The organism is Actinomadura rubrisoli, assembly GCF_004349215.1.
Taxonomy (GTDB): domain Bacteria; phylum Actinomycetota; class Actinomycetes; order Streptosporangiales; family Streptosporangiaceae; genus Spirillospora; species Spirillospora rubrisoli.
In genome coordinates this window covers 1-16,896 of record NZ_SMKU01000017.1, presented here as the reverse complement: position 1 = coordinate 16,896, position 16,896 = coordinate 1, and the positions used below count along the sequence as shown (strand labels likewise).

General features: G+C 75.5%; 12 protein-coding genes, 1 tRNA gene and 1 pseudogene. 4 read left to right on the top strand and 10 right to left on the bottom strand.

All coding sequences use genetic code 11. The annotated features are described in order from the left end of the window. Position 1 precedes the first annotated feature (1 nt). The 7 genes from E1298_RS06280 to E1298_RS06250 form a co-directional block, all read right to left on the bottom strand. Entirely contained in the window at positions 2-1,471 is a 1,470-nt protein-coding gene (locus E1298_RS06280) for an SDR family NAD(P)-dependent oxidoreductase (RefSeq protein WP_131889880.1), read from the bottom strand. 31 nt (positions 1,472-1,502) lie between these two features. Continuing rightward, positions 1,503-1,575 (bottom strand) — tRNA-Arg (locus E1298_RS06275). Between the two features lie 58 nt (positions 1,576-1,633). Further along, the gene (locus E1298_RS06270) at positions 1,634-2,566 is read right to left on the bottom strand and encodes a DUF5954 family protein (RefSeq protein WP_131889878.1); all 933 of its coding nucleotides are present in this window, start codon (positions 2,564-2,566) and stop codon (positions 1,634-1,636) included. Positions 2,567-2,666: 100 nt separating this feature from the next. Then, positions 2,667-3,719 (bottom strand): rod shape-determining protein, encoded by a 1,053-nt coding sequence (locus tag E1298_RS06265; protein ID WP_131889876.1) that lies wholly within the window; start codon positions 3,717-3,719, stop codon positions 2,667-2,669. 201 nt (positions 3,720-3,920) lie between these two features. Next, positions 3,921-4,772, bottom strand: coding sequence for an SAM-dependent methyltransferase (locus E1298_RS06260; RefSeq protein WP_131889874.1), 852 nt, complete (start codon positions 4,770-4,772; stop codon positions 3,921-3,923). 83 nt (positions 4,773-4,855) lie between these two features. Further along, on the bottom strand, positions 4,856-6,964 hold the full coding sequence (locus E1298_RS06255; protein WP_131889872.1) for an ATP-binding protein: 2,109 nt from the start codon (positions 6,962-6,964) through the stop codon (positions 4,856-4,858). 113 nt (positions 6,965-7,077) lie between these two features. Further along, positions 7,078-8,124: a polyprenyl synthetase family protein gene (locus tag E1298_RS06250; protein ID WP_131889870.1), complete on the bottom strand. Its 1,047-nt coding sequence runs from the start codon at positions 8,122-8,124 to the stop codon at positions 7,078-7,080. Positions 8,125-8,404: 280 nt separating this feature from the next. On the opposite strand from E1298_RS06250, the gene E1298_RS06245 reads away from it, so the two are divergent. Together E1298_RS06245 and E1298_RS06240 are read left to right on the top strand one after the other, a co-directional pair. Further along, entirely contained in the window at positions 8,405-9,328 is a 924-nt protein-coding gene (locus E1298_RS06245; protein ID WP_131889868.1) for a terpene synthase family protein, read from the top strand. Continuing rightward, entirely contained in the window at positions 9,325-10,833 is a 1,509-nt protein-coding gene (locus E1298_RS06240; protein WP_131889866.1) for a prenyltransferase/squalene oxidase repeat-containing protein, read from the top strand. Before E1298_RS06245 ends, E1298_RS06240 begins: the two co-directional genes overlap by 4 nt. Here the strand turns inward: E1298_RS06240 and E1298_RS06235 are convergent. After that, the gene (locus E1298_RS06235; protein ID WP_131889864.1) at positions 10,755-12,191 is read right to left on the bottom strand and encodes a cytochrome P450; all 1,437 of its coding nucleotides are present in this window, start codon (positions 12,189-12,191) and stop codon (positions 10,755-10,757) included. The two genes, E1298_RS06240 and E1298_RS06235, sit on opposite strands and share 79 nt — an antisense overlap. A 244-nt stretch (positions 12,192-12,435) precedes the next feature. On the opposite strand from E1298_RS06235, the gene E1298_RS06230 reads away from it, so the two are divergent. After that, complete coding sequence (locus E1298_RS06230; protein ID WP_165975326.1) at positions 12,436-13,446, top strand: Rieske 2Fe-2S domain-containing protein; 1,011 nt, start codon at positions 12,436-12,438, stop codon at positions 13,444-13,446. 85 nt (positions 13,447-13,531) lie between these two features. Beyond that, on the top strand, positions 13,532-15,478 hold the full coding sequence (locus E1298_RS06225; protein WP_131889860.1) for an N-6 DNA methylase: 1,947 nt from the start codon (positions 13,532-13,534) through the stop codon (positions 15,476-15,478). A 16-nt stretch (positions 15,479-15,494) separates the two neighbouring features. Here E1298_RS06225 and E1298_RS06220 read toward each other — a convergent pair whose 3' ends face one another. Continuing rightward, positions 15,495-16,490 (bottom strand): aldo/keto reductase, encoded by a 996-nt coding sequence (locus E1298_RS06220; protein WP_131889858.1) that lies wholly within the window; start codon positions 16,488-16,490, stop codon positions 15,495-15,497. Positions 16,491-16,580: 90 nt separating this feature from the next. Continuing rightward, positions 16,581-16,896, bottom strand: a pseudogene (locus E1298_RS47765) (hypothetical protein); the annotation flags it as partial.

Sequence of the window (16,896 nt, the reverse complement as noted above, 5' to 3'; positions counted from 1 at the left end):
GTCACCACTCCACCGGTCGGTAGTCCTTCAGGAACAGGCCGGACAGCCGCTCCCCGCCGACGCCCCGCACGATCGGGTCGTACACGCGGGCCGCGCCGTCGATCACGTCCAGCGGCGGCCGGAACCCCGCCTCCCGCTGCGCGAGCTTGCCGGGATGCGGGCGCTCGTCGGTCACCCAGCCGGTGTCGACGCTGGTCATGTGGATGCCCGCCGCCGCGTAGTCGGCCGCGGACGTGCGGGTCAGCATGTTCAGCGACGCCTTGGCCATGTTGGTGTGCGGGTGGCGGACGGTCTTGTTCGCGCGGGAGAAGCCGCCCTCCATCGCCGAGACCTGCACCACGTACCGGTCGGGCCACGGCGACGCCTCCATCAGCCCCCGCAGCCGCGCCGTCAGCAGGAACGGGGCGAACGCGTTCACCATCTGCACCTCCATCCACTCGGCCGGGTCGACCTCGTGCAGGCGCAGGCTCCAGCTGTTGCGCTCGCGCAGGTCGAGCGGCTCGCCCGTCTCGTCCCGCAGCCCGGCCGGGAACAGGGCGTCGTCGCGGACGGCCATGGCCGCCGCCGGTCCCGCGTCGAGCGCCGCCCGCCCGCCCTCCGCGACGTCGACCCGCGCGGCCGGGCCGTCCAGCGGCAGCGCCTCCGCCGCCCGCACCTCCCGGTGGTAGGCGGGCGGCCTGCGGACGGTCTGCGCCGCGTTGTTGACCAGGATGTCGAGATGGTCGAACCGCGCGTGCGCCGCCTCCAGCAGCCCCGCGACGCCCGGCAGGTCGAGCAGGTCGACGCCGTGGACGTGCAGCCGGCCGAGCCAGTCGCCGGAGTCGCGGACGGCCGCGAACCGGCGTGCGGCGTCGCGCGGGAAACGGGTCGTGACCAGCACGTCCGCGCCGTCGCGCAGCAGCTTCAGCGCGACCTGGAAGCCGATCTTCACCCGGCCGCCCGTCACCAGCGCCCGCCGGCCGCGCAGGTCGCAGCGGGCATGGCGGCGCGCCGCGTTCTCCCGCGCGCACTCCGGGCACAGCAGGTGGTAGTCGGGATGGACGTCCCTGTACGGCGCCTTGCACACATAGCAGCGCCGCGCGCCCGACAGCACCCGCGCCGCCTCGCTCGCGGGCTCCGGCACGGGCTCCGGCGCGGGGCCGGGCGCGGGTTCCCCGCCGGGGGACGGGCCGGGATTCTGGTTCTGGAAACGCGCCGTGGCCGCCAGTGCCTCCAGGTCGCCCCGGCGGCGCTCGGCCAGCCGGGACGCCTTGCGCGCCTTCTTCCCGGCCCGGTGGACCTGCGAGGCGGCCTCGTGCACGGCCCGCCACCGGGGATCGCCGGGCGGCGCGGACCGCGCCCGCTCCAGCACCCGCAGGCACGCCGCCAGCTCGGCCGGGCCGGGCGCGCCGGGGCCATCGGGTGCGCCGGCCGCGGCGGGTGCCCCGCCGGTGTCCGCCGCCTGCGGCTCCTCGGCGGGGACGGACGGCACGGCACTCCTCGCTACCGGGAACGGATAGGGGCAGGACTGGTCGGAATCGAACCGACGTCCTCCAGCTCGCAGCTATGGCGCGACGACCTCTGCGCTACAGCCCTGCCATGCGGCAGCCTAGCGAAGCCTCCCGACATTCCACCCGCAATATGGATCTTCGCGTCAGTCCGCGTCGGGTTCCTCGTCGGACGGACGCGCGGGTTCCGGGCCGTCCGGGCCCACCCGGATCATCCGCACCACCCGCACGACGCGGAACCGCCGGCCGCACGCGACGAACTCGACCCCGCGCCCGGTCTCGACGTGGTCGGCGGCGCGCGCGTACTCCTCCAGCTCGCCGGGGCTCGGCGGCGCCATGCCGGGCGGGGTGAACCGCGGCAGGATCACGCGGAAGTAGTGGGCGAGCGCGTCGCGGGCGTCCTGCGGCCCCTCCCCGCCGGTCAGCGGGCGCCAGCGGTCGTCCAGGTCCTCCACGACGGTGAACTCCGGGGGCAGCAGCACCACCCCCGGATGCCTCCTGATCGCCGCGACGGCCTCCCGGCGCAGCTCCTCCGGGACGGTGCCCGCGGCGGGCACCAGGCTCAGCAGCTCCAGCCGGAGCGCGGCGCCCGCCGGGCCGACCGGCGCCGTCGGGTCGATGAGGAACGAGCTGACCGGGCCCTCCTCGGTGTCGGTGGCGCGGGCGGGCTCGGGCCCGTCGTCCCCGAAGCGGGTGAAGCCCAGCGTCCGGACGATCCGGAAGCGGCCGCCGCCGACGCGGAACTCGGTGCCGGTGTCGGCCTCGCCCACTTCGGGGTCGAGCCGGTCGGCGATAGCGAGCATCTCCCGCCGCACGCACGCCCGCCGCCCGGCGGACGTCTCGCGCAGGTGGATCGCCAGGTCGATCCGGGCGCCGGCGGGCTCCATCGCGCCGAGCGTCAGGATCCGCCACTCGCCGCCGCGCTGCTCGGCGACGCCGAAGTCCGGCGGCCCGGCACCCACGATCTTCGGATAGACGCGCATCCGCTCGGCGGCCTCCTGATCGCGGACCGCCTCCACGGGCCCGAGCTCCCTGACGACGTTGATCAGGTCGTATCCGGGCATCCCCTCGAAGGCCATGCACCCATCGTGACGCCGCGAGGACCCGAGCGTGACGGAAACGGCCACCCGGTCAGCATCGGCTTCCCCTGCGGTCCTAGGTATGTGCCCTTTCGGAACGTTAGTACTGGGGGACGGTCGTCAGGAGATGCGGGCGGGACGTTGCGTCCTGGACGGGCGGGTTTAGCCCGGCGGTGCGCAGGACGTCCGCCGCGCCGATCACGGCCGCGTCGCCGGTGTCGTCGCCGAGCCAGGCGTCCAGCCCCGTCCGGTCGCGGATCAGCCGCTCCAGGCCGGGGAGGCGGGCGGTCCCGCCGGTCAGGGTGACGCCCACGCTCAGCAGCTCGCCGGAGACCTCGGGCGAGCAGCCGCGCAGGCCCGCGTGGACCGCCTCGACGATCTTGGAGACGGGCCCCTCGATCGCGCGCTGCACGTCGGTGGTGGTGACGACGACGCGCCGGGGCAGCCCGGTCGTGGCGTCGCGGCCGTCCACCGGGGCCTGCCGGATCGGCTGCCGCCCCACGCAGGGCACGGCGCCGACCGCGATCTTGGCCTCCTCGGCGGCGGCCGCCGACAGGGTCACCCCGTGCTCGCGCCGGACGAGGGCGACGATGGCGCGGTCCAGGTCCGAGCCGCCGACCGCCGCGGTGTGCGAGGTGACCAGCCCGCCGAACGCGATGACGCCGACGTCGGTGAGGTCCGCGCCGATGTCGGCGATGACCGCGATCTCGGGTCCGGCCTCCGTCATCCCCATGCCGATGGCGGCGGCGATCGGCGTCGGGACCATGGTGAGCCGCCGCGCGCCCGCCTGGTAGGCCGAGAACTGCAGGGCCCGGTAGTGGACGGAGGTCATCCCGCTGGGGACGGTGACGACCAGCCGGGGCCGCGCCATGTAGTGGCGGCGGTGGTGCCTGCGGACCAGGTGCCGCATCAGGTACTCGGCCTCGTCGGTCTCGGTCGGCGCGCCCTCGCGGATGGGCCGCACGAGCGCGACGTCGGAGTCGCGTCCCGCCATCTGCTGCGCGGGGAGGCCCAGCGCGAGGATCTGGCCGGTCCGCCGGGAGCGGGCCAGCAGCGAGGGCTCCCGGCAGACGACCCCGCGGTCCTTGACGTGCATCCGCACGGTCGCGCTGCCCATGTCGATCGCGGTGTCCCGGCCCGCGTAGTCCCACATCGTGGTGTCCCCCCAATCGCCGCAAATGCGAACGGAGACTTCTTGATGCCCTCCTCTCGTGCGGAAATGCCCACGGACCGGTCAGCGAATCGCAAGGTCGCGACGGGAGCGGATCCGGAATGTCGGATAGGCCGCCGGGCCGGCGCCCGCCCGCCCCCGCCGCGGGGCAGTCCCGGGACCAAAAGATCGTCTAGCAGGGTTTCAGCGCTTGCGGAGGACGCCGCCGTACTCGTAGATGGAGCGATCCAGCTTGGAGGCGCCCGCGTACCGCTCCAGCTCGGGCGGGACGGGCGCGAGCTGCGGCTGGAGGTCCATCGGCCGCCAGTCGACCAGGTTGACCAGGCCCGGCTCGACCGGGTCCAGGTCCGACAGCAGCGCGTCGATCTCGGCCGGGGTGCGCGTCTGCCACCGGATCCCGGCGCTGGTCACCTGCTCGGTCATCTGCGCGCTCCGCACCGGGTCGTCGCACGCCACCTGGGAGAACGTCAGGTGGCTGCCGGGCGCCGCCCGGTCGATGACGGTGTGCAGGACGCGGCGCGGGTCGTCGCCGTCGGGCAGGTGGTGGCCGACCGACAGGAACAGCGTCGCGACCGGCTCGGAGAAGTCGATCAGCCGCCGCACGTCCTCGTGCTCCAGGATGTAGTCCTGGTCGCGCATGTCGGCGGTGATCACGGTCGTGGACGCGTCGCCCGCGAGCAGCGCGCGGCCGTGCGCCAGCACGATCGGGTCGATGTCGACGTAGACGACGCGGGCGTCCGGCGCGAACTGCCGGGCGACCTGGTGGACGTTGTCGTCGGTCGGCAGGCCGCAGCCCATGTCGATGAACTGCCGGATCCCGGCCTCGGTGGCCAGGTAGCGGACGGCGCGGTAGAGGAACAGCCGGTTCTGCCGGGTGATGTCCAGGCCGGCGGGATGGGCCTCCAGCTGCTTCCTGATGAACTGCCGGTCGACCTCGTAGTTGTCCTTGCCGCCGAGGAGCCATCCGTAGGCCCGGGCCGAGGTCGGCACGTCGTTGGGGATGTCGGCGAGCGAGGGCTGGTCGTCGTAGTTCACTGCGCGCTCCGGATCTGCGCTGGTCGGGACAGGGGGAAACCGCGTGAGGAACGGTACTCCGAACTGTCCGCCTTGCGGTGATTTTACCGATCTTGGTGGTGCCGGGTGGCGAGCGCGTACTCGATGCCCTCGTCCGGGGGCGTCCGGAGACCGGCGGTGTGGGCGGCCTCGTACGCCGCGTCCCCGAGCGCGCCGCGCAGCCGTCCCTCGCACGCCTGGCGGGCGGCGGCCAGCTCGGGGGAGCCGAGCTGGGACAGCCCGTGCGCCCGCCAGATCCGCTGCCCGATCCCCAGGAGCCGGGCCGCGCGCTCGCCGTCTCCGGTGGCGGCGACCGCCAGGGCCAGCGCGTCCAGGCAGAGGGCCATGAACCAGGTGTCGTGCAGGGGCCGCTTGCTCTCCAGGGCGCTCCGCGCGTGCCGGGCCGCGGCCTCGGGGCGCCCGAGGCCGAGCTCGGCGAGCGCCTGCACGTAGTCGCCCCACGCCTGGAGGCACCGCTCGCCGCGCTCGGCGCTGCCCGCCCGCGCCTCCTCGGCCAGCGCCGCCGCCTCGGCCAGATCGCCGAGCTGGACGTGGGCGAACGCGCGGACGCCGCGTTCGAGGAGCCAGATCGCCTCGTCCATGCCGCCGCGCAGCGGGTCGGGCTCCAGCCGGCGCAGCACGACCAGCGCCTTGGCGCTCTCGCCGGTCAGCGTCAGGGCCGACCCCTCCAGGAACGCGGCGGCCGTCTCGGCGGTCCGGCCGGCGTCGGCGCGGCAGATGCCGGCGCACTCCTCGGCCGCGTCGATGTCGCCCTGGGAGAGCGTGATCAGCCCGCGCGCCCAGGCCGCCAGCGTCCGCCTCGGGCCCGTCTCGGCGGAGACGGCGAGCGCCCGTTCGAGGTAGTGGCGGCCCTCCCGCTGGAAGCCGCACGCGTACCAGTAGAACCACAGGTTCCCGGCCAGCTCCAGCGCGTCGCCGACGTCCGGGCCGGCGAGGCAGTGCTCCAGCGCCACCCGGATGTCGGCGTGGGCCGACAGGGCGCGCTCGTACCAGGTGACCTGCCTGCCGCCCATCCAGCACGCGTAGGCGCGCCGGGCGTGGGCGAGGTGGAAGTCGCGGTGCCGCCGCCGGATCTCCGGCTCCTCGCCCAGCTCGCGCAGCCACCGGGCCCCGTACTCGCGGACGGTGTCGAGCATCCGGTAGCGGGGCTGGGCGCCGTCCCCGCCGTCCATCACGATCGACTTGCGGACGAGCCGCGCCAGCAGCCGCGGGACGTCGGCCGGGTCGATCGGCCCGCCGGAGCACACCTCCTGGACGCTCCGGCGGTCGAAGCCGCCCGCGAACACCGACGCGCGGACCCACAGCAGCCGCTCGGCGGGGCCGCACAGCTCGTGGCTCCACCCGATCGCCGTCCGGAGCGTCTCGTGCCTGCCGGGCTGCCTGCCGGGGCCCCGGGCGAGCAGCCGGAACCGCTCGTCGAGCCGGTCGGCGACGGCCTCGACCGGGAGCACCCGCAGCCACGGCGCCGCCAGCTCCAGCGCCAGCGGCAGGCCGTCGAGCCCGCGGCACAGCCGGGCCACGACGGCCCGGTTCGCCTCGTCCACCACGAAGCCGGGGACGGCGTGCCGCGCCCGGGCGGCGAACAGCCGCACCCCCTCGCTGAGCGCGGCGCCCTCGGTGTCGTCCTCGCCCTCGGCCGGGACGGCCAGCGGCGCGAGCGTGACCACCCGCTCGCCCTCGGCGTCGAGCGGCTGCCGCCCGGTCGCGAGGATCCGCAGGTCCGGCGCCGCCGCCAGCAGCGGCGTCACCAGGTCGGCGCACGCCCCGGGCAGATGCTCGCAGGTGTCCAGGATCAGCAGGCTGCGCCGGTCGGCGAGGAAGCCCGCCAGCACATCGGGCAGGGGGCTCGTGCCCTGGTCGTGCACGCCCAGGGACGTCGCGACCGCGTGCGGCAGCAGCTCCGGGTCGCGCAGCCGCGACAGCTCCACCAGCCAGACCCCGTCGGGGAACCGGTCGCGCACGCGGTGGGCCGCCTCCAGCGCGGTGCGGGTCTTGCCGACCCCGCCCGTCCCGGTCAGCGTGACCAGGGGCGCCGTCTCCAGCAGGCGCTCCAGGTCGAGGAGCTCGGTCTCCCGTCCGACGAAGCTCGGGAGCCCGTAAGGCAGGTTGCCCGCGGGGCGCCCGCCCGCGCCCGCCGTCGCCGATCCGCTCATGTGCTGTCACCGTTCCGCGATGCCTCGGGCCTTCGACCGTAGCCGGGGAGTCGCGGACGGTGACGGCGAACGGCAAAAGCCGGTCAGGCCCGGCGGGCGGCTGTGCGGGTGCGCTAGGCGGTGCGTTCGGCGACCAGTTCGGCGATGGCGCGCAGGGCGGCGGCGGGGCCGGGGAGCGGCGCGGCCGCGTCCAGGCAGGCCGTCGCGTCGGCGAGGTTCTTGGCGGTCAGCTCGGCGGCCAGCCGCCGGGCGCCCGTCCGCTCGACGAGCGCGGCCAGGTGCGCCAGCACGGCGGGGGAGAACTCCACGTCCGCCTCGTAGGCGGCGGCCAGCTCGCGGCCCGCGGCGGTGCCCGAGCCGAGCGCGGCCACCACCGGGAGCGACCGCCTGCGGCGCGCCAGGTCGGAGTGGACGGGCTTGCCCGTCTCGCGCGGGTCGCCCCAGATCCCGAGGACGTCGTCCACGAGCTGGAACGCGTGGCCGAGCCGCTCGCCGAACATGCGCATCAGCCGGACCTGCTCCTTGCGGCCGCCGCCGTACATCGCGCCCAGCGAGCAGGCGCAGCCGAGCAGCGAGGCGGTCTTGCCGGCGATGACCTCGCGGCAGTCGTCCAGGGTCGCCCCCTCGTCGGCCGCCAGCCGGATGTCGGCGGACTGCCCCGCGCACAGGTCCTGCAGCCCGGCCGCCAGGTCGCGCAGCGCGCGCGGCGCCACGTCCGCGCGCTCGGCGGCCAGGGTGTCCATCGCCGCCACCATCATGGAGTCGCCGGTCAGCAGCGCCTGCGCGGTGCCGAAGACGGTCCAGGCCGCGGGCCGGTGCCGGCGCGTCCGGTCGCCGTCCATGATGTCGTCGTGCAGCAGTGAGAAGTTGTGGACGAGCTCCACGGCGACCGCCGCCGGAAGGGCGCCGTCGCGGCCGCCGCCGACGGCCTCGCCGCACAGCAGGGCCAGCACGGGGCGGATCGCCTTGCCGCCGTTCCCGCCGGGCGTGGGGCGCTCCCGCTCGTCCCACCAGCCCAGGTGGTAGCCCGCGATGCGGCGGATGGGGGCGGGAAGGCGGTGCACCGCCGCCCGGAGCGCGGGCTCGAAGACGGCGCGGGTGCGCGCCAGCACGCGTCCCGCGTCCCCGATCGACGGGGCGGGTGCCTCGGTCGCCGTCATGCTCGTCCCCACTGTTCTCCTCCGCGCTCGTCTTCCCCACAGGTCGAGACAAACGTAAGCCGAACAATCCCGAACGCGGGAAAGGCGGGGCCGGGCACGCCGTGATTACTGTTTCATGGGGCATTCGATACTGCGCATTGACGTGGCAAAAGAGCAGGCCGGTCGCAGGACGAGGGCGGCAAAACCCTGCCCCGCCGGGGCTCGGCGCGGATTGGCTGTGCGGGACGGCGAGGAGATTTCGCGCCGCGACATCTGCGAGAAGAAATAGGCGGGGGTCGAAATGCAGAATGCGGGATGCGCCGGGACGGGACCGGGGGCGGACCCGGCGGGCGCCTGCCGGCCGCTGGACGTGCTGGCCGCCGCGGACGCGGCCGTCGTCACCGCGCGGCTGGCGGAGCGCTCGGCGGCGTGGGCGGGACGGCTCGGCCCGCCGTTCGACCCGGCGCTGGCCGCGCTGTGCAGCCTGCCCGCCGCGTTCGTCGCCCCGTGGCTGTCCGGGCGGGGCGCCGACCTGGCCGCCCGCACCGGGCTCTGGATCTTCGCCCTGGACGCCTGGACGGACGGCCCGCCGGCCCGCCGCGATCCCGTCCGCCTCCACACGGGCCTGGACGCGCTCCAGGCGGTCGCGGGCGGAGCACCGCCCGCCGGGGGAGCGCCGGGGGGAGCGTTGGGGGATGCGCTCGCCGAGATCCGCGACGGGGTCGCCGCGTCTCCGGCCGTCCTGCCCTGGTGGCGGCGCGCCGTGGACGCGACGCTGGCCGGGGCGCGGTTCGAGTACGAGGCCGCGCGGCGCGCGGAGGCCGGTGTGCCCGCGCCGCCGCTGGAGGAGTACCTGCGGCACGGCGCCGCGAGCATCGCGCTGGCCCCGCTCGTGCTGGCGATGTGGTCGGACATGCCGGGCCCGGGGCTGCCCGAGGTCCTGCCCGCGCTCCGGCGGCCCCTGCGGGACGCCTGCCTCGCGGTCCGGCTGGCCAACGACCTGCGCGGGCACCGCCGCGAGCGGGACGAGGGCGTCCTGGACGCGCTCGCGCTCGGGCTCCCGGCGGCGCGGGCGCGCGACCGGATCGCCCTGTACGTGGCGCGCTGCCGCCGCGCGCTGCGCCCGCTCATCGGGCCCGTCCCGGGGCCCGCGCTCGCCCTGGAACGCCAACTCCTGTGGTCGGTGCGCCACTACGAGCGGACCGACGCGGGGCACGCGGCATGATCGAGCAGGACGTCCGGGCCGAGCCGTCCGTGCGCGAGCGGGCGGAGTCCCTGCTCGGGGGGCTGGGGGACGGCGGGTCGTTCGGGCCCTGCCCGTACACCACCGCGTGGATCTCCCGGCTGCGCGACGCCGACGGGACGGTGCGGTTCCCCCGGTCGCGGCGCTGGCTGATCGGCCACCAGCGGCCGGACGGCTCGTGGGGCGGAGACATCGAGCTGCCCCACGACCGCACCGTCTGCACGCTGGCCGCCGTCGTGGCGCTGACCGACCCGGGCCCGTCCCTGCCGGGGCGTGCCGAAGCGGTGCGGGCGGGGCTGGCCTACCTGCGGTCCCGCCCGGCCGCCTGGCGCGGCGCTCCGGTCGGCGAGACCATGGCCTTCGAGCTGGCCGTCCCGTTCCTGCTCGGCCAGGCGTCCGCGCGGGGACTGGACCTGCCCTACCGGGACTGGGACGACCTGGCCGGGGCGCGCCAGGCGAAGCTGGATCTCATCCCGAGGGAACGCCTGCTCGGCGGCCCGACCTCCCTCCTGTACTCGCTTGAGGCCATCGAGCCCGACCCGGCTCTGCGCGCGCTTGCGCGGTTCACCGGCCCGGACGGTTCGCTCGCCAACTCGCCCTCGGCCACCGCCGCGCTGGGGGCGGACGGCACCACGTCCGCCTACCTGGACGCCCTGGCGCGCCGGTCGCCGGACGGCGGCGTCCCGTCGCTCTACCCGACCGAGGCGTTCGAACTGGCCTGGGTACTGCACAACCTGCAACGGGCCGGGTTGCTCGACGTTCGTGTGCCTGCGGCCGTCCGCTGCCTGGACCGACTCCGGGCGCTGCTCGGCCCGCGCGGTCAGCTCGGGCTGAGTGCCACCTTCCCCTTGCCCGACCCTGACGACAGCGCCATGGCGATCCTCGTGCTGGACGCGGCCGGTCACGACGTCCTGCACCTGCTGGACGGCCTGCTCGCCTTCGAAGGAGACCGGTGCTTCTTCACCTACCCGGGAGAACGCGACGGATCGGTAACCCCCAACGCACGGGTACTGGAGGCCCTCGCGCTGCGTTCGGCCGCCTACACGCGGCCGATGGGCAAGGTCGTCCGCTTCCTGCTGGACACGCGCCGCGAAGGCGCCTGGTGGTACGACAAGTGGCACGTGTCCCCGTACTACGCCACCGCGCAGGTGACGTTCGCCCTGGCGCGGGCCACCGCCATGCGCCTGGACGGGACGCTCCGCTGGCTCCTGGAGACCCAGCGGCCGGACGGGTCATGGGGCTGGTACGGGTTCGGAACACCGGAGGAGACCGGTTGCGCCGTCCTCAACCTGGACGCTCTGGCCCGCCATGGAGCGCGGATCCCGGCGTCGGTCTGGGCGGCGGCCCACCGCTACCTGCGCGGCCGTCTCGGCGGGCCCTTCCCGGAGTTGTGGGTGGGCCGGAGCCTCTACACGCCGTACGACGTCGTGTCCTCGACCGTGCTGGCCGGAGCCGCGCTCGCCGCCGCGCACGCCGCCCTCCCGTGACCGTGTCCTCCGTGCCCGTGTCTCCCGTGACTGCGCGGATCGCGCCGGGACACGGTCATCGGCAGGACGTCCGGACGAAGCGCACCGGCGGGACGCTCCCGCACCCGGCTCCCAGGCACGCCCGACACCGACCAACGGGCCGACACGGTCGCGACGATGACGGTCATCTGGATATAGGAGAAGTGGTCGCCAATGCATTTCCGGGGGCCCGCACCGAACGGCACGAAATTCTCCCGGGGAGGCGGTGAAATCCACCGGTCGGGATCGAAGCGGAGAGGGTCGGGATAGAGCACCGGATCCCGGTGCAGGGTCGTCGGGCTGAACAGCAGTTCCGCACCCGCGGGTATCCGGTGGCCGCCCAGTTCCGCGTCCGTGCGCGCGCGCCTGGACATCATCCACGCGACGCTGTGCAGGCGGAGCGTCTCATCGATGACGCGCCGCGTGTACGCGAGCCGGGGCAAGTCGTCGAACCCGGCGGGCCGCCCCTCCAGGACCAGGTCCAGCTCGTCCTGCAACCGCTCCTGGACGGACGGGTCCCGGCCGAGCTCGTAGTACAGCCATGACAGCGTCGACGGGACGGTCTCGGAGCCGCCCGCCAGGATCGTCACGACCTCGTCCCGGACCTGCCGGGGCGTCATGGCCGCGCCGGTGTCCTCGTCCCGCGCGGCCATGAGCATCGACAGCAGGTCGTCCCGCGCCCGCGGATCCCGGCGGCGCTCCTCGACCATGCCGTCCACGATCCGCCGCAGCCGAGCGGCGACCCGGGCGAACCGCCGGTTCCCGGGCGTCGGCAGCCGCTCGGCGAACCGGGGCAGCACGGCGCGCAGCGGGATCTCCTCCAGGAAGACCGTGACGCAGTCGTCGATCTCGGCGACGGTCGCGTCGTCCAGGTCCGTCCGGAAGAGCGCCCGGAGCGCCCCAGCCGCGCTCGTGCGGTGCAGCGCCCGGTCCATCGCGACGCGCTGCCCGTCCCGCCACGTCCCGGCGAGGACCTCGGCCTGCGCGCGCATGACGCCGGTGTAGCCCAGCAGGCGCGCCCGGTGGAACGACGGCAGCATCAGCCTCCGCTGCCGCAGATGCGCCTCGCCGTCGGAGGTCGCCAGGCCGTCGCCCAGGATCGGCCGGCTCCGCTCGTACGCCAGCCCCCGGACGTAGGAGCCGGCGTCTGTCACGAGCACCCGCCGCAGCAGCTCCGGCGAGTTGACCACGTAGACCGGCCGCCGCCCGAGGTGGAACGCGGCGATCGGGCCCTCGTCCCGCAGCGCCTGCAGCAGCCCGACCGGATCGCGGAGCAGGCGGTGGACGTGACCGGCCAGGGGCAGGCGCCCCGGCGCGCACGGAACGGACGTTACCGGCATCGAACCTCCACGGACGGCAGCGGGTGATCCCCCGATCAGAACTCCCGCGCCACCGCTCGCGCCCCTTTCGCCACGCCGCTCCAATAAGACCTTGCGGGAAAAGAGGAAAGGTTTGATCCGGCAAGGCGATATCCCTCTTCCTCAAATTTTCCGGTGGCCTGGGCGCGGTCAATTCCGGTGCCGCCTGCGGTGCCGGAACGTCGGACCCGTGAAAGGCCGAAATATGAATCCGACAAGTCGCGCCATGCCCGTATCCCGCGTCCTGCCGCCGCGCCCCGACGGCTGGTACGGCGTCGCGTTCGCCGGCGAGCTCCGGCCCGGCGCCGTCCTGCGCCGCCGGCTGATGGGCGACGACGTGGTGCTCTACCGCACCCGCCGGGGGACGCCGCGCGCCGTCCGCCCCTACTGCCCGCACCTGGGCGCCCACCTCGGCTACGGGTCCACGGTGGAGGGGGAGAACCTGGTCTGCCCGTTCCACCGCTTCGCCTTCGCCCCGGACGGGACGTGCGTGAGCACCGGGACCGGCGCCCGCCCGCCCAAGGCGCGGCTGTCGCGCCTGGAGGTCCGCGAGATCGACGGGATCGTCCTGGTCTGGTGGGACGCGTCCGGCGGGCCGCCGCGCTGGGAGGTCCCGCCCGTGCTGCGCGACGGCTTCCCCGCGCCGATCAAGCGGTTCCACCGGCTCACCGCGCATCCGCAGGACATCGTCGAGAACACCATCGACATGGGCCACTTCACCGCCCTGCACGGCTACCGCAGCGCCCGCATCGCGAACCTGGAGTTCGACGGCCCGAGCATGCGCGCGGACGTCACGACGCGGCGCGGCTTCCCGCCCCTGGGGGACCTGGAGTTCCGCTTCACCGCCCGCGCGCACGGGCTCGGCGTCAACTCGGCGCGCGGTGTCGTCCCGAGCCTCGGCCTGGAGGTCCAGGCGTTCTTCCTCCAGACCCCGACGGACCCGGGCGCGCTGGAGTTCAGGGCCCTGCTCGCCCTGCGGTTCGCCGGGCCCCGGCGCCCCGCGCCGCTCGCCCGCCCGGCCGCGTGGCTGGCCACCCACGTCATCGGCCCGACCCTGTGGGCGGACGTGCGCCAGGACTTCCCCATCTGGAACAACCGCGGCCACCTGGACCGCCCGAGGCTCGCGGGCGGCGACGGCCCCATCGCCCCGTTCCGCCGCTGGGCCGCCCAGTTCTACGCGCAGGAGCCCGCCCGGCCCGGCGAAGCCGGATGCGCGCACGAATTGTTGATGAATTAACCATATGCGCGGTATTCGCCATTGGCGCGTTTCACGGCGTTCCGCGCGCCCTTCGGCATTCTGGATGATCAAGTAGGGTAACGGCATGAGCGGCGACCCGAGCGTGACGGCGGGCGACATCGCCCGCCTCGCGGGCGTCGGCCGCGCGACGGTCAGCAACTGGCGCCGCCGCCACGGCGACTTCCCGCGTCCCGTCGGCGGGACCGCGACCAGCCCGCTGTTCGCCCTCGCCGACGTCGAGGGCTGGCTGCGCCGCAACGGCAAGCCGTTCCAGGTGTCCCCGGGCGACCGGCTCTGGCAGCGGCTCCGCGCGTCCGGCGACGACTTCCGGCTCCCCGACATCCTCGGCTGGGCCGGGCTGCGGCTGCTGGAGGCGCGCGACGGCGCCGTCCCGCTGCCGTGGCCCGATCTCGACCCCGCCGAGGCCGACCCCGGGCTGCCCCGGATGCTGGACGACCTCGCCGCCGAGCACGGGCACCGGGCCGCCTTCGGCCTGCTCTTCGAGCGCTACGTCGCGGCCCACTCGCGGCGGCTCGTCCTCACGCGCCCGGAGGTGGCGGCGCTGATGGCGCGGCTGGCCTGCCAGAAGGGCGACGTCGTGCTCGACCCGGCGTGCGGCCTCGGCACCCTGCTGCTGGCGGCCCCGGGCGCGCGGCGCGCCCTCGGCCAGGAGACCGGCGCGCCCGCCGCGCGGATCGCCGCCGTCCGGCTGCTGCTGGCCGGGACGCCCGCCGAGGTCGCCACCGCCGACTCCCTGCGGCACGACGCCTTCCCCGGCGAGGTCGCCGACGCCGTCGTCTGCAACCCGCCGTCCGGCGACCGCGCCTGGGGCCGCGAGGAGCTGACCGGCGACCCGCGCTGGAGGTACGGGCTGCCGCCGCGCGGCGAGCCGGAGCTGGCCTGGGCGCAGCACTGCCTCGCCCACGTGCGGCCCGGCGGGCGCGCCGCGGTGCTGATGCCGTCCGCCGTCGCGAGCCGCCGCCCCGGCCGGCGCGTCCGCGGCAACCTGCTGCGGGCCGGCGCGCTGCGGGCCGTGGTCACGCTCGCGCCCGGCGGCCCCGACCTGTGGCTGCTGCACCGTCCCGAGCGTGGGGAGCCGCCGCCCGCGCGGGTCCTGCTGCTGGACGCCGAGGGCGACCTCGGGCGGGTCGAGCCGGAGTGGGAGCGGCACTGCTGCCGCGAGGGCGGCCAGTGGTCCGTCCCGGTCACCGACCTGTTGGGCGACGAGGTGGACCTCGGCCCGTCCCGCCACCGCCCCGAGCAGGGCGGCCCCGCGTTCGGCCGCAGGTTCACCGAGGCCCTGGAGCGCGTGGGCGCCGCCGCGCCCGAGCCGCCCCGCCTGGAGCTGCTCCCCGAGCGGCGCCCCCTGCCGCTCACCACGATCTCCGAGCTGGCGAGGGAGGGGGCCCTCACCATCGCGCACGCGCCGGCCCGGCTGCCCGCCGGCGGCGACGTGCCGGTCCTCACCGCCGCCGACGTCGCCACCGGCTCGGGCCCCTCGGCCCTCACCGCCGGGCCGTCGAGCGCGGCGGGACGCGAGCCGGGCGTGATCGCGCTCTGGCCCGGGGACGTCGTCGCCGCCCCGGACGGATCCGCCCGGGTCGTCGAGGACGGCGGCGCCGTGCTCGGCCCCTGCCTCACCCTCTACCGCCCGGATGCCGCCCAGCTCGATCCGCACTTCCTCGCCGGTTTCCTGACATTCGCGCATATTCGCGCCTGCGCCGGATCGAGCCGGCTGGATCCGCGGCGGATGCGGATCCCGCGGCTGTCCCTGGAACGGCAGCGCGAGTACGGCCGGGCCTTCCGGGAGCTGGCCCGGCTGACCGCGACATTGCGGGAGATGTCCGCCCATGGGGAGGCGCTGATCCGGCTGAGCTTCGACGGGCTGGTGGACGGCCGCCTGCGCCCGTCCCCGACGTGCGCTCCGTCCTCCGCGCCGCCTCCGTCCTCCGCGCCCCCTCCGTCCCCGGCCGGCGCTCCGTCCCCGGCGGGCCCTCCGTCCCCGGCGGGCCCTCCGCGCCGGGCGCGCTGAACCAACCGCTCGGGGCCTACCAGGCGAAGGCTTCGGGGGACGGGCCCGGCCCGGGGAAGATCTCGTCCAGCGCGGCCAGGAAGTCCGCCGGCAGGTCCAGCTCGACCGCGCGGAGGGCGGAGTCGAGCTGCTCGCGGGTGCGCGGGCCGACGATCGGGCCGGTGACCCCGGGACGGGTGAGGAGCCAGGCCAGCCCGGCGTCGCCGGGCACCACGCCGTGCTTGTCGCACAGGTCCTCGTACGCCTGGATCCGCGCCCGCTCGGCCGGATCGGCCAGCGTCCTCGCCGCGCGGCCGGACCGCGACCGCGCTCCGCCGCCCTCCCGCTCCTTGCGCAGCACCCCGCCGAGCACGCCGCCGTGCAGCGGCGACCACGGGATCACGCCGAGCCCGTAGGCGTCCGCCGCCGGGACGACCTCCATCTCCGCGCGCCGCTCCACCAGGTTGTACAGGCACTGCTCGCTGACCAGGCCGAGCGATCCGCGCCGGGCGGCGGTCTCGTTGGCGCGGGCGATCTCCCAACCGGGGAAGTTGGACGACCCGGCGTACAGCACCTTGCCCTGCTGGACGAGGAGGTCGACCGCCTGCCAGATCTCCTCCCACGGCGTCGCCCGGTCGATGTGGTGGAACTGGTACAAGTCGATGTGGTCGGTGCCGAGCCGCTTGAGCGAGGCGTCGGCGGCGCGGCGGATGTTCAATGCCGACAGCTTGTCCTCGTTGGGCCACGGCGTGCCGCCCGAGCTCATGGTGCCGTAGACCTTCGTGGCGAGGACGGTCTTCTCCCGGCGCCCGCCGCCCTTGGCGAACCAGCTCCCGATGATCTCCTCGGTGCGGCCCCGGTGGGTGTCCAGGCCGTAGACGTTCGCGGTGTCGAAGAAGTTGACGCCCGCGTCCAGGGCCGCGTCCATGATGGCGTGGCTGTCGGCCTCGCCGGTCTCGGGACCGAAGTTCATGGTGCCGAGCACCAGGCGGCTGACCCTGAGGCCGGTGCGGCCGAGCTGCGTGTAATCCATGATCCCAGCGAACCATCTGGAGCGCGCTCCAGGTCAAGCGCCGCGGCGGGCGGGGCGGGGACACCCCCGCCCCGCCCGCCGCTGCCGGGATCAGTGGGCGCCGGCCGCGCCCTCGCTCACGATCCTCTCCCAGAGGCCCGGCCGGGCCTGCGTCGCCGCGCGCACGTAGCGCGGCCGCGGCGCCGGTGCGCTCTCGGCCGCCGGATCGATGCCCGGCTCGATGTCCGCCTCGGCGGCGGGTGCCGCGGCCGGCTTGGGGGCCGCGGGCTTGATGTCATGGGACGGCTGGGCGGGCTTCGCGTCGTGGGACGGTGCCTCGCCGCGCGACGGTGGTGCCGCGGGGCCGTTCGCCTCCGGTTGACCGGCCGGAGTGCCGGGCGGCGCGGCGTCAGGGGCGCCGGGCGCG

Bases quoted from the DNA above. Each gene is read 5' to 3' on its own strand.
- E1298_RS06270 (WP_131889878.1), bottom strand. From the start codon at position 2,566: ATGGCCTTCGAGGGGATGCCCGGATACGACCTGATCAACGTCGTCAGG.
- E1298_RS06265 (WP_131889876.1), bottom strand. From the start codon at position 3,719: ATGTGGGACTACGCGGGCCGGGACACCGCGATCGACATGGGCAGCGCG.
- E1298_RS06255 (WP_131889872.1), bottom strand. From the start codon at position 6,964: ATGAGCGGATCGGCGACGGCGGGCGCGGGCGGGCGCCCCGCGGGCAAC.
- E1298_RS06250 (WP_131889870.1), bottom strand. From the start codon at position 8,124: ATGACGGCGACCGAGGCACCCGCCCCGTCGATCGGGGACGCGGGACGC.
- E1298_RS06245 (WP_131889868.1), top strand. From the start codon at position 8,405: ATGCAGAATGCGGGATGCGCCGGGACGGGACCGGGGGCGGACCCGGCG.
- E1298_RS06240 (WP_131889866.1), top strand. From the start codon at position 9,325: ATGATCGAGCAGGACGTCCGGGCCGAGCCGTCCGTGCGCGAGCGGGCG.
- E1298_RS06235 (WP_131889864.1), bottom strand. From the start codon at position 12,191: ATGCCGGTAACGTCCGTTCCGTGCGCGCCGGGGCGCCTGCCCCTGGCC.
- E1298_RS06230 (WP_165975326.1), top strand. From the start codon at position 12,436: ATGCCCGTATCCCGCGTCCTGCCGCCGCGCCCCGACGGCTGGTACGGC.
- E1298_RS06225 (WP_131889860.1), top strand. From the start codon at position 13,532: ATGAGCGGCGACCCGAGCGTGACGGCGGGCGACATCGCCCGCCTCGCG.
- E1298_RS06220 (WP_131889858.1), bottom strand. From the start codon at position 16,490: ATGGATTACACGCAGCTCGGCCGCACCGGCCTCAGGGTCAGCCGCCTG.